This is a genomic window from Streptomyces sp. NPDC020983 (assembly GCF_044333485.1).
GTDB lineage: Bacteria > Actinomycetota > Actinomycetes > Streptomycetales > Streptomycetaceae > Actinacidiphila.
Map to the genome: position 1 here is coordinate 354,491 of NZ_JBIRRA010000006.1, position 12,084 is coordinate 366,574.

Here is a 12,084-nt window from a genome sequence, read left to right on the forward strand (position 1 = left end):
CGTCATGAGCAGGAACGCCGTGCCCGTGACGGTCAGCGCCCCCCGCCACGGCCGCGCCGGATCCCCGCGGCGTACGGCACGGGCGGCCACCACCGCCATGACCACCGCGACCGCGGGCAGCGCCCACGCGTCCGGCAGCACCAGCCGCAGCAGCGCGTAGCGGTGGCCCGCGGCCGCGTCGTCGTAGCCCTCCTCCTGCGCGTAGCCGCCGAGGTAGCCCAGCACGGAGGAGCGCGACACCGCGAGGTACGGCACGTACAGCGCGGCCGTCACGCCCGCCGCCGCGCCCACCGTCAGCGCCGCGTCCCGCCACCGGCGCACACCCGACAGCGCGCCGGGCAGCAGCACCGCCGGGAGCAGCTTCGCGGCGATCGCCGCGCCCAGCACGCCCGCGCCCGCACCGCGGCGCCGCACCGCGAGGCCGAGCGCCGCGACGGACAGCGCAGCGGCGAGCACGTCGGCGTGCGCGTTGTTCACCGCCTCCACCGGCACCGCCGGGCACCACGCCCAGTACGCCGCCAGGCGCGGATCGCCGCGCCGCCGCAGGACGCGCAGCAGCAGCACCGTGGTCACCACCGACAGCCCCGCGCCGCCGGCCTGGAGCGCCTTGTAGCGCACGCCGTGCGGGGACACGGCGTGCACCGCGAGGAAGTACAGCTCGGCCGTGGGCGGGTAGACCGTGTGCACCCGCGGCCGGTTGATCCGCGTGCACCCCCCGCCGGGCAGCTTCGCCAGCCCGCGCTCCCCGCAGTGCGCCCGCGCCGGGAAGAGCCAGCCGTCCCGCAGGGCGCCCATGGCGGGATCGGCGGGCGCGTGGTCGTAGGGCGAGATCCCGGCCGCCTGCACCCGCCCGTCCCACGCGTAGCGGTAGAGGTCCGTACTCGTCCGCGGCGGCGCGACCGTCCCGGCGAGCGCGACAGCCACTCCCCCGGCGAGCACGAGCGCCGCCGCGCGGTGCCGCGGCACGGCCCGCAGAGCGGCCGACGCGACACAGAAGAGCCCCCAGCAGGCCGCGTAACGCCACGTCAGGAGCGTGCTCCCGTTGGCGTACCCGGTACCCCCGGCCCGCAGCGTCCAGACGACCCCCGCGCAGAGCGCGGCGAGCGGCAGGAGGACGAGGAGGATGCGGCCGCGGACGGCGGAACGCCGCGCCGCGGGCTCCGTCCCGCCGGGGGCGGGGGTCGCGGCCGGGGTGCGCGCGGTCGTCGCGGCGCCGTCCGGGCCGGGGGCCGGACGGGCCGGGGCAGGGGCCGCGGGCTCGGGGCGTGGGGTGTCGGCGGGGGTGGTCACCTGATCACCGTGGCACCGCGCGGGCCCCGTGAGCGGGGGACAGGGGCGGGCGTCCGCGATTCGTAAGGTGTCCGTCCGGCCCGCGGGCCACCGCGCGGGGGTTGCATGGCGGCATGAGGACGACGACCCGAACCCCGCGGCCGCGCACCCCGTTCTCCCGGCTGCGCGACACCCCGCTGCCCGCCTTCACCGGGCGGCTGCACGACCCCCGGACGGCCACCGCGATCGGCCGGTGGCTGGGGGGCGCGCTGCTGGTGTGCTTCGTCACCGGCCTGGTCAGCCACTTCCTCCAGCACCCGCCCGGCTGGCTCTTCGGCCGCCTGCCGGCCCGCCCCGTGTGGGGCTACCGCGTCACGCAGGGCCTGCACGTCGCCACCGGAACCGCCGCGATACCGCTGCTGCTCGCGAAGCTGTGGACGGTCTACCCGCGGCTCTTCGCGTGGCCGCCCGTGCGCTCGGTGCCCCACGCGCTGGAACGGCTCTCCGTCGCCGTGCTGGTGGCGGCCGCGATGCTGGAGGTCTTCAGCGGGCTGCTGAACACCGTCCAGTGGTACCCCTGGCCCTTCTCCTTCGTGCCCGTGCACTACGCGGTGGCCTACGTGCTGGCCGGTGCGCTGCTGCTGCACCTGGCGGCGAAGGCGCCGCAGATCGCCGCGCACTGGACCCGCCGCTCCCCCGGCACCCTGGCGCTGCCCGGCGAGGAGCGCGACGGCCCCGACCGCCGGGCCCTGCTCGCCGGCCTGGGCGTGGCCGTGGGCGCGGTGACGCTGACGACCGCCGGCCAGTCGTTCACCCCGCTCGCCCCGCTGGACCTGCTGGCGCCCCGCCACCCGGGCCACGGACCGCAGCGCCTGCCCGTCAACAGGACCGCCGCGGCCGCCGGGGTGACGCCCGCGGCCCTACGCGGCTGGCACCTCGAAGTGACCGGCGGGGCCACGCCGTTGCGGCTGACGCTGCCCGAACTGGCCGCCCTCCCGCAGTCCGCGGCACGGCTGCCCATCGCCTGCGTCGAGGGCTGGAGCGTGAACGCCCACTGGGAGGGCGTCCGCATCCGGGACCTGCTGCGCCGCGCCGGCGCCCCGCCGGGTTCCGCGGTGCGGGTCGTCTCGCTGGAACGGCACGGCGCCTACCGCGTCATGGACATGGGCGCCCCCTACGCGTGGGACCCGCTGACCCTGCTCGCCCTGCGCCTGAACGGCGCCCCCCTCGCCCCGGACCACGGCTACCCGGCCCGCATCATCGCCCCGAACCGCCCCGGAGTCCTCCAGACGAAGTGGGTCGCGCGGCTGGAGGTCCGGTGAGACCGCGCCGCCCGGCCCGCGGCGGCCACCCCGTACCACCCGCGGCCGCACCCCCCGGGGACGCGCCCGGCACCCGGCGCCCGGCGCCCCGGCGCCGCGGGACCGGGGCCGTCGCCCTCGCCCGGTACGCCGCCGGAGCGCGGAGGCGTCGGGGACGGCCGGGGCGGTTGCCGGGCGCCCACCGCCCCGGCCTGTCCCGGGTGCGCGCCGGGCTGGCGGTCCCCGGCCTCCTCCTGCTCGCCGTCGGCGGCTGGCACCTCGCGCAACTCCGCGACCCCTACCCCGTCCTGGAGTGGCTGGCCGGCGCCGCGCTGCTGCACGACGCCGTGATCGCCCCGCTCGTCCTGGCGGCGGGCGTGCTCGTGGCGCGGCTGCCCGCGCGGACGGCGGTCCGCGGCGCACTGCTCACCGGCGGCGCCCTGCTGCTGGTGGCCCTCCCGGCGCTGCTCCGCCCCGGGCACCCGGCGAACCCCTCGGTGCTGCCGCTGCCCTACGGGCGCAATGTGCTCGCGCTGCTGGCGGTGACGGCGCTGACGGCCCTCGCGGCGGCGGCCACGGCGACCCTGCGCGCCCGCCGGGCGGCCCGCAGAAACGGCGAGCCACCCCGCCAACCCTGACCCCGCCGGCGCCGGGGGTCCCTCGCCGCCGCGCCGCGCGGAAAACGCCGTGCCGTCACCGGGGTTCGGCACGGCAGCCCGGACACCGGTCACCCGCCGTACCGACGGTGCGCCCCGAACCCCGCGCACCCCGCCACCGGCCGCCGCCGCGCGGGGAACGGGCCCGCCGCCCTCCTCGCCGCGGGGGGCCGCGGGCAAGTGGGCCGGGCGCCCCGCGCCGCCCTGTCTCCCGCTGTCCTCCACCGGGCCGCCGGGCCGCCGGGCCGCGCCGACACCGACGCCGCCGAGGACGGGGGCCGCAAGCTCGCCGCGCGCGGCACGCGGATCCGGGCGGTGGCCCCGGGCGCCCGCGTGGACCCGGCCCGGACGGCGGGCGCCGGGCGCCGGGGCCATGTGCGGACGAGCCCGACCACGCCGCGAGGTGTGGTGGCTGTCGCCGCACGCCCGCCGGGGGCCGCGGAACGGCGCTCAGGCCCCCGGCGGGCGGAGTTCGGCGAAGTGGCGGTCCGCCGTGCGCCAGGTGCGGGCCGTGGTCCAGCCGGCGGCGTGGGCCGTACGGCACAGGGCGGCGGGGCCCAGGCGGGCCCAGGGGAAGGGGGCGCCCAGGTCGCCGCGTCCGCCGTCGAGGCGGACCTCGCAGCGCTCGTCCACCTCCACCGGGGCGGCCTCGGCGACCAGCCGGCCGCCGGGCGCGAGGAGTTCGGCGACGCGGGCGAGCAGTGCCGCGGGGTCGCCGCCGATGCCGATGTTGCCGTCCAGCAGCAGGGCGGTCGCCCAGCGGCCCTCACCCGGCAGCGGGTGGAAGACGGAGCGGCAGAGCGCGGCCCCGCCGCGCAGCACCGTCCGGCGCACGGCCGCGGAGCTGACGTCCACCCCCAGGACCGGGCGGCCCCGCCCCGCCAGCGCCGCCACCAGCCGTCCGGGGCCGCACCCGATGTCCAGGACGGCACCCCGGCAGCGCCGCAGCACGCTCTCGTCGGCGGCGTCCGCGTCCGCGAGCCACCGTTCGACCTCCAGCGGCAGCAGCCACCCGTCCCCCCGCCGCAGGAACAACGGCCCCCCGCCCGCCCGCAGCGCCCGCTCGTACGCGTCCTCGCCCCAGGCGCCGCCGGCCACCGCGCGCCGCGCCCCCACGGCAACGCCTTCCCCCACGCTCACCACCGGCTGCCGTCCGGCGCACCCGGCGCCCGGCGCCCCGCGGGGCCGCCCGCCCCCGGCCGCCCCGAGGGAACGCAGCCGTCCACCGCAGCAACCGAACCGTCCGGAAAGAGCCCGGAGTCCACCACCCCACCGCACCCCTCCCCCGCCGGACCCGCGGGAGGCGCGCCCGCGTCCGCCCCGGCACCCGCGGCTCGCGGGGGTGGGGCCGGCGCGGGGCCCGGGGGCGTGAGCCGGCTTCCCGTCAACCGGGCGTGCAGCGCGGCGAAGTGGCCGTCAGGGCACAGGGCCGCGACCGCCGCGGCGTCCGCGGCCGTGTCGACGTCCCGCAGAACCGGGAGGCGGCCGGTTCGCAGGCCCGCCGTGCGGAGGCGCGCTTCCAGTACCGCGCCGGTCCACCCCACGGACATCGGTACGCCGAGCAGCAGCGCGGGGTCGGGGGCGGCGAGGCCCAGGGCCCAGAAGCCGCCGTCCGCGGCGGGGCCGAACCACGCGTCGTACGCCCCGAAGTCCGTGCCCGTACGCAGCAGCGCGGGCGTCACCTGCGGGGTGTCCATGCCGATCAGCAGCGCGGGCCCGGCACACGCGTCGAAGGCCGCGGCCAGCCGTGCGTCCAGCCCGCCCGCGCACTGCGGGACGACGGCGAAGCCGTCCGGCACCCACGGTCCCGGCCGCCCGTCGAGCACCAGCACCCGCCGCCGCGCCGGAGTCGCCGCCACCGCGGCGAAGGTGTCGGCGAGAGCGGCCGCCGCGAGTGCCGCGGCCTCACCGGCCGAGAAGTCCGGTGTGAGCCGCGTCTTCACCCGCCCGGCGACGGGTTCCTTGGCGATCACCACGAGATCCGTCACCGCCCGCCCCCTCCCCCCGCACCACGACCCGCCCGCGCCGCGCCGCCGCCCTCCTCCCGCGCCCCGCCGGTCACCGCGCGCGCGGCCCCCGATGCCCCGGGCCCGGACCCGGCCGACACACCCTCACTCCCGCTGCCGCCTTCCCGCCGCCCGCCACCGACCGCCGCCCCACGCCCCGCCTCCGGCCCGGCAGACGCGGCCACCCCGGCCGGTCCGGCGCCGCCGCCCACGTGACCGCCCGGCGTCCCGGGGGCCGTGAGGCCCGGCGGCGTCCCGTCCGCCCCGGTCCGCGGCGCCGCCGTCCCGGTGCGGTGCGCGTCCGCGGCCGCCTGCCGAGGGAGCGGCGGGCAGGCCGTGTGCGGGGGCTCCGCCAGGACCGCGCGCATGTCGCGTACGGCGTGCCAGGTGCCACGCCAGGTGCCGGTCACCTTGGACCGGCCCTCGCGGGTGAGGTAGGGGACGTCGCGCTCGCGTACGCGCCAGCCCGCGTCGGCGGCGCGGACCACCGTCTGGAGGGGGTAGCCGCTGCGGCGGTCCGTCAGCGCGAGGGCGAGGAGGGCGTCGCGGCGGGCGGCGCGCAGCGGGCCGAGGTCGTGCAGCCGCAGGCCCGTGCGGCGGTGGAGGAGGACGGAGAGGGCGAGGTTGGCCGCGCGGGCGTGAACGGGCCAGGCACCCCTGGCCGCCGGGCGGCGACGGCCGAGCACGAGATCGGCCTCGCCGCCGGCGACCTCCCGGACGAAGCCGGTGAGCAGGCCGGGGTCGAGGCTCGCGTCGCAGTCGCAGAAGCACACGATGTCGGCGGTCGCGGCGCGCAGCCCGGCGTCGCAGGCGGCGCCGTAGCCGCGTCTCGGCTCCGGGACGACGACCGCGCCCAGGCGGCGGGCGATCTCCGGCGATCCGTCGCGCGAGCCGTTGTCGACCACGAGGGCGCGCCAGCCGGCGGGGATACGGGCGAGGACCCAGGGCAGCGCCCCGGCCTCGTCGAGACAGGGAAGGACGACGTCCACGGCGACGCCCGCAGGAGTGTCCGCAGCGGCGTCCGTGGCAGCGTCCGTGGCGGCCGCGGGCGCGGGCGCGAGGCCCGGGGCGTCGTCCAGGCGATGAGATGTCACGCCAGCCACCGTAGGAACTCCCGGCGGACATAGCGGACACGGACTCCTTACGAAACACGGACACCGGGCGGCCCGGCCCTCCCGGGGCGGCCGCCCCGGGCGCCCCGGTGCGAGGCTGGAGGGCATGAGTACGCCAGCAGCACCCGCCCGGATCCTGGTCGTCGACGACGACCCGACCGTCGCGGAGGTCGTCACCGGCTACCTGCGCCGGGCCGGCCACACCGCCGTGCACGTCCCGGACGGCCCCGCCGCCCTCGCCGAGGCCGCCGCCGGGGCGGTGGATCTCGTCGTCCTTGACCTGATGCTGCCGGGCATCGACGGCCTGGAGGTGTGCCGGCGGCTGCGGGCCGAGCGCCCGCTGCCGGTGATCATGCTGACCGCGCGGGGCGACGAGGAGGACCGTATCGCCGGCCTCGAAATGGGCGCGGACGACTACGTCACGAAGCCCTTCAGCCCGCGCGAGCTGGTGCTGCGGGTGGACTCCGTGCTCCGTCGCGCCCGTACCGGCCCGACCGGCCCGGCGGGCCCCGCGGGGGTACTGCGCGCGGCCGGGCTCACCGTCGACACGGGGGCCCGGCGGGCCGCGAAGGGCCCGGCCGAACTGACCCTCACCCTCCGCGAGTTCGACCTGCTCGCCTGGTTCCTGGCCCACCCCGGCCGCGCCCACAGCCGCGAGGAGCTGATGCGGGTGGTGTGGGGCTGGGAATTCGGCGACCTGTCCACGGTGACCGTGCACGTCCGCCGCCTCCGCGCCAAGATCGAGGACGACCCGGCGTCCCCCCGCCTGATCCGCACGGTGTGGGGCGTGGGCTACCGGTTCGACCCCCCGGACGGGCCCGGCCCGGAGGCGGAGGCGCCCACCGGGCGAACCCTCCCCGCGACCCTTCTGCCCCCGGGGCCCCCGGCTGCCGACGGCCGGGAGGGCCCCCTGACCCCCGCCGACCCGCTCGGACAGCCGGCGGCGAACCGGTACGCCCCGGACCCCGCCGGCGACGGCGCCGCACGGGCCGGCGGAGACCGGACGCCCGCCTCCGCCCCGGGCGGCGAGGCGGCGCCGCCCGCCGTACCCGGGCCGCCCCGCGCCGAGGGGTCCCGCGCCGAGGGGACGGCGTCGTGAAGGACATCGCGCTCATCGCCCTCTTCGCGCTGGGCGGCGCCGCATGCGCCGGGCTCTCGGGAGCGGTCGCGCTGCGGCTCGTACGGCACCGCTCCGTCGCCGTGTCGCTCGCGGTCGTCGCGGTCGTCGCCGTCACGACGATGCTGGGCGGCACGCTGGCCGTGGCGCAGGCGATGTTCCTGTCGCCGCACGACCTGCGGGTCGTCACGCTCGTCGCGGCCATGGCCGCGGTCGTGTCGCTCGCGACCGCGCTGCTCATGGGCCGCTGGGTGGTCGCCCGCAGCCGGGCGCTGACGCTCGCCGCCCGCGCCTTCGGGGACGGCGGCAGCTTCGCCGCCCCGCCCGTCCCGGCCACCGCGGAACTCGCCGCGCTCACCCGCGAACTGGCCGCCACCAGCGACCGGCTCGCCGCCTCGCGCGAGCGGGAGCGCGCCCTGGAGGTGTCGCGCCGCGAGCTCGTCGCGTGGATCTCGCACGACCTGCGCACCCCGCTCGCCGGCCTGCGTGCGATGGCCGAGGCGCTGGAGGACGGCATGGCGGACGACCCGGCCCGCTACCACCGGCAGATCCGCACCGAGGTCGAGCGGCTCAACGGCATGGTCGGCGACCTCTTCGAGCTGTCCCGCATCCACGCGGGCGCCCTCACGCTCACCCCGAGCCGGGTGTCGCTGCGCGACCTCGCCGCGGACGCGATGCTGGGCGCGGATCCGCTGGCGCGCGAGCGCGGTGTGCGGCTGGTGGGCGACCGCATCGCCCATGTGCCGGTCGAGGTGGACGGCAAGGAGATGACGCGGGTGCTGGCGAATCTGCTGAGCAACGCGATCCGGCACACGCCGCCGGACGGCACCGTGGCGGTGTCCGTGAGCCACCGGGACGGAACGGCGCTGCTGTCCGTGACGGACGCGTGCGGGGGGATTCCCGAGCAGGACCTGCCGCGGGTCTTCGACACGGGGTGGCGGGGCAGCCCCGCCAGGACCCCGCCGTCCGGGGCGGGCCTGGGCCTGGCGATCGTCCGCGGCATCGTCGAGGCGCACGCGGGCCGCGCCGACGTGCACAACGTCCCCGGCGGCTGCCGCTTCGACGTCGCCCTCCCCCTGGGCCCCCCGCTCGCCTGACCGGCCGGCCCCCGCGGGCACGCCCCGGAGGACCGGGACGCCCCGCGCCGCCGCCCGCCCCGGACAGCCCCTGCGGTGGGTCCCGTGTGCCTCCCAGCGCCGGTGCCCCGCGACCATGGCCGTCCCGTCCCGGAGGAACCCGGGGACCCGCGCGCCCCGCGGTGCCGCGGCTTGCGGCGAACCCCGCGCCCGCCCACCAGGGCCGTCAACGCCCCCGAAGCGACACGGGGCCCCGCGCGCCCCCGCCGCAGGCCGCGCCCCGCAGTGCCGCGCCCCGCGGCGAACCCCGCGCCCGTCCACCAGGGCCGTCAACGCCCCCGAAGCGACACAGGGACCCGGCCGGGCCCGCCGCAGGCCGCGCCCCGCAGCGCCGCTCCCCGCGGCGAACCCCGCGACCGCCCACCAGGGCCGTCAACGCCCCCGAAGCGATACAGGGACCGCGCGCCCCCACCGCAGGCCGCGCCCCGCAGCGCCGCGCCCCGCGGCGAACCCCGCGCCCGCCCACTAGGGGGTCAACGCCCCCGAAGCGACACGGGGCCCCGCGCGCCCCCACCGCAGGCCGCGCCCCGCAGCGCCGCGCCCCGCGGCGAACCGCGCGTCCGCCCACCCGCCGCGCACACCGCGCCCTCGCACCGCCAGCGCCGGCCAAGGCCCGCGCCGGAGGCGCCCCGCGGCGACCTCCTCCTCCGCTCCCGGCGGGCAGGCTCATCCGCCGGCCGGCTCCCGGGGCGCGGCCGCGGCGAATGCGGAGACGCCCGCCGCGAAGGCGACCCGCGGGGCCCACGCGAGGTCGCGGCGGGCGGCGGCGGAGTCCGCCGTGATGTGGCGGACGTCGCCGAGCCGGTACTCGCCGGTGGTCAGCGGGGGCGGCCCGCCGGCCGCGGAGGCGAGGGCGGCGGCGAGTTCGCCCACCGTTCGGGGCGAGCCGCTGCCGATGTTGTACGGGGTGCACGCACCGGCCGGGCGGTCGTCGAGCGCCGCGAGCGCGGCGACGTTGGCCCGCGCGACATCCGTGACGTGGACGAAGTCCCGCCGCTGGCCGCCGTCCTCGTAGACGCGCGGCGCCCGGCCGCGGGCCAGCGCGGAGCGGAAGAAGGACGCGACACCCGCGTAGGGGGTGTCGCGCGGCATGCCGGGCCCGTACACGTTGTGGTAGCGCAGGGCGACCGCCCGGCCCCCGGTGGCGCGGGCCCAGGAACCGGCGAGGTGCTCCTGCGCGAGTTTCGTCGCCGCGTAGACGTTGCGCGGGTCGACGGGCGCGTCCTCCGCGACCAGGCCGGGCAGCAGCGGCGCACCGCACCGCGGGCAGGGCGGTTCAAAGCGGCCGGCGTCGAGGTCCGCCGCCCGGCGCGGCGCGGCGCGGACGGGCCCGTGCTCGGGGCAGGTGTAGCGGCCTTCGCCGTACACGACCATGGACCCGGCGAGGAGCAGCCGCCGTACGCCCGCCTCGGCCATGCCGGCCAGCAGGACGGCGGTGCCGAGGTCGTTGCAGGAGACGTACGCGGGGGCGTCGTGGACGCCCGAGCCGAGGCCGACCATGGCGGCCTGGTGGCAGACGGCGTCGACGCCGCGCAGCGCGGCCCGTACCTGGTCGGCGTCGCGGACGTCGCCGTGCCGGAACGCCGCGCCCGCGGGGATCTCGGGCCTGCGGGGGTGGACGGCGGGCAGCAGGGCGTCGAGCACGAGCGGCTCGTGGCCCTCCGCCGCGAGGGCGGTGACGATATGGGAGCCGATGAACCCGGCTCCGCCGGTGACGAGGACGCGCATACCGGCGACGCTAGGCGCCCGCCCCGCGCTCCGGGCCGCCCGGCGCCCGCCCGTAAGCCTTCCGTCAGATCCGCCCCCGGCCGGGGCAGGTCAGGTCCGTCCCCGGCCGGGGCCGCGGGACGCCGCAGCGAACGGGTCGGATAGCGTACGCCGTTGTCCGGACTACCGGCGCGATCGTGCCCGGCGGAGGGGAGCCGTCTCGTGAGCAGCACCGCGGGGCCCGGCGGGGTCGGCGTCTTCTCGGACGGACGGCACCGGCTGGGCGAGGGGCCGTTGTGGGACGCGCGCGTCCGCACGCTGCACTGGGTGGACATCGTCGCGGGCGAGGTGCTGAGCCGGACCGAGGGCGCCGGTGCCGCGCGGGTGACGCGGGTGGGCGCCGACGTGGGCTGCCTCGGGCTGACCGCGGAACCGGACGTGCTGGTCGCGGCCCTGCGTACGGGCTGGCACCTGCTGGACCTGCGTACCGGCGCCCTGCGGCTGCTGGCCGACCCCGAGCCGGACCGCCCGTCGTGCCGCTTCAACGACGGCGCCGTCGACCCGGCGGGGCGCTTCTGGTCCGGCACCCTGGAGGACGACGCCTCGGGCCCGGACGGGCGGCTGCACGTCCTGGACGGCGACGGCACCTACCGCACGGCCGACGGCGGATTCCGGTGCGCCAACGGCATCGACTGGTCGCCGGACGGCCGGTGGATGTACGTCGTCGACTCCGGCCGCGACCGCGTGTACCGCTACGCCTTCGACGCCGCGACCGGCGCGCTCGGCACCCGCGAGGTCCTCGCCGACACCACCGCGCTGGACGGGGTCCCGGACGGGCTGCGGGTGGACGCGGCCGGCGACGTGTGGTGCGCCTTCTGGGACGGCAGCCACGTCACGCGTTTCGCACCGGACGGCACCGTGCGCGAACGCGTCGACCTGCCCGTGCGGCGGCCGACGAGCATCGCCTTCGGCGGGCCGGACCTGCGGACGATGTTCGTCACGTCCGCCACCCGCGGGCTGAGCGGCGGGCAGCTGGCGCGCCGGCCGCTGTCCGGCGCGGTGTTGTACCGCGAGGTGGCGGTGCCGGGACTTCCCGCGCACCACTTCGCCGCTGCGTGACCACGCGGTTACGCCCCGCCCGCCGGGGCTTCCTCCGGGGAGGTGCGCGGGGCGCGCACCACGACCTTGCCGGACGAGAGGTCTATCGGGCCGCGGGCGGGGTCGCCGTTGCCCTCCTCGTCGCGGAACAGCTCCAGGCGGTTGCGCTCGTCGTCGGTGTGCTTGCGGGACGGGGCGAACAGGTCGTCCAGGATGTTGAACATGCGGAACCTCCCGCGGGCCGGCCGGCAGCAGGCGCTGTCCACCTCAGGCTACGCCCCCGCACGCGCGGACGGCCGGGCCGCAACTCCCGCGGCCCGGCCACCCGTACGCGGTGCGACCGTGCGGCTACTCTGAGGTGACCACGACGTTGTCGAAGTCGGCGGTGCCCTGGTACGTGCTCAGGCCGGCCTTCCCGGACGCGTACGTGCTGTCGCTCGCGCTCACCACGGCCGCGCCGTTGACGTAACCGGTGAGCGTGCCGCCCTGGGCCGACAGCCGCACGGTGTACGCGGTGCCGGTGTCGACGGTGAAGGAGACACTGGCCAGCACCTTGGCCGTACCGCCCGAGACGCGGCGGATCTCGGCCTTGTTCGCGTCGCGCAGCACGAGCGCGTAGTAGTCGGAGGCGTCCTGCGCGCGGGCCACGACGGCGACGTACTCGCCGGAGCCGTCGAAGAGG

General features: G+C 79.0%; 7 protein-coding genes and 4 pseudogenes. 5 read left to right on the plus strand and 6 right to left on the minus strand.

Annotated elements, in window-relative coordinates; translation table 11 throughout:
* Positions 1-9 precede the first annotated feature (9 nt).
* Positions 10-795 (minus strand): annotated as a pseudogene (locus ACH4SE_RS15885) (glycosyltransferase 87 family protein); the annotation flags it as partial.
* Positions 796-1,403: 608 nt separating this feature from the next.
* Here ACH4SE_RS15885 and ACH4SE_RS15890 point away from each other — a divergent pair.
* A complete protein-coding gene (locus ACH4SE_RS15890) occupies positions 1,404-2,591 on the plus strand; it encodes a molybdopterin-dependent oxidoreductase (protein WP_398543963.1) in 1,188 nt (395 codons plus the stop codon).
* 167 nt (positions 2,592-2,758) lie between these two features.
* Positions 2,759-3,208, plus strand: coding sequence for a hypothetical protein (locus ACH4SE_RS15895; protein ID WP_398543964.1), 450 nt, complete (start codon positions 2,759-2,761; stop codon positions 3,206-3,208).
* A 468-nt stretch (positions 3,209-3,676) separates the two neighbouring features.
* Here the strand turns inward: ACH4SE_RS15895 and ACH4SE_RS15900 are convergent, their stop codons facing one another.
* The 3 genes and pseudogenes from ACH4SE_RS15900 to ACH4SE_RS15910 form a co-directional block, all read right to left on the minus strand.
* The gene (locus ACH4SE_RS15900; RefSeq protein ID WP_398543965.1) at positions 3,677-4,342 is read right to left on the minus strand and encodes a methyltransferase domain-containing protein; all 666 of its coding nucleotides are present in this window, start codon (positions 4,340-4,342) and stop codon (positions 3,677-3,679) included.
* A 266-nt stretch (positions 4,343-4,608) separates the two neighbouring features.
* A pseudogene (locus ACH4SE_RS15905) lies at positions 4,609-5,214 on the minus strand (DUF2064 domain-containing protein); the annotation flags it as partial.
* Between the two features lie 356 nt (positions 5,215-5,570).
* Positions 5,571-6,221: pseudogene (locus ACH4SE_RS15910) on the minus strand (glycosyltransferase family 2 protein); the annotation flags it as partial.
* Positions 6,222-6,450: 229 nt separating this feature from the next.
* Here ACH4SE_RS15910 and ACH4SE_RS15915 point away from each other — a divergent pair.
* Positions 6,451-7,173 (plus strand): annotated as a pseudogene (locus ACH4SE_RS15915) (response regulator transcription factor); the annotation flags it as partial.
* A 266-nt stretch (positions 7,174-7,439) separates the two neighbouring features.
* Positions 7,440-8,558: a sensor histidine kinase gene (locus tag ACH4SE_RS15920; RefSeq protein WP_398543966.1), complete on the plus strand. Its 1,119-nt coding sequence runs from the start codon at positions 7,440-7,442 to the stop codon at positions 8,556-8,558.
* A 705-nt stretch (positions 8,559-9,263) separates the two neighbouring features.
* Here the strand turns inward: ACH4SE_RS15920 and ACH4SE_RS15925 are convergent.
* A complete protein-coding gene (locus ACH4SE_RS15925) occupies positions 9,264-10,325 on the minus strand; it encodes an NAD-dependent epimerase/dehydratase family protein (RefSeq protein WP_398543967.1) in 1,062 nt (353 codons plus the stop codon).
* Positions 10,326-10,526: 201 nt separating this feature from the next.
* On the opposite strand from ACH4SE_RS15925, the gene ACH4SE_RS15930 reads away from it, so the two are divergent.
* Complete coding sequence (locus tag ACH4SE_RS15930; protein ID WP_398543968.1) at positions 10,527-11,423, plus strand: SMP-30/gluconolactonase/LRE family protein; 897 nt, start codon at positions 10,527-10,529, stop codon at positions 11,421-11,423.
* Between the two features lie 8 nt (positions 11,424-11,431).
* On the opposite strand, the gene ACH4SE_RS15935 is transcribed toward ACH4SE_RS15930, so the two are convergent.
* Positions 11,432-11,626 (minus strand): DUF6191 domain-containing protein, encoded by a 195-nt coding sequence (locus ACH4SE_RS15935; RefSeq protein ID WP_398543969.1) that lies wholly within the window; start codon positions 11,624-11,626, stop codon positions 11,432-11,434.
* Positions 11,627-12,084: the final 458 nt, after the last annotated feature.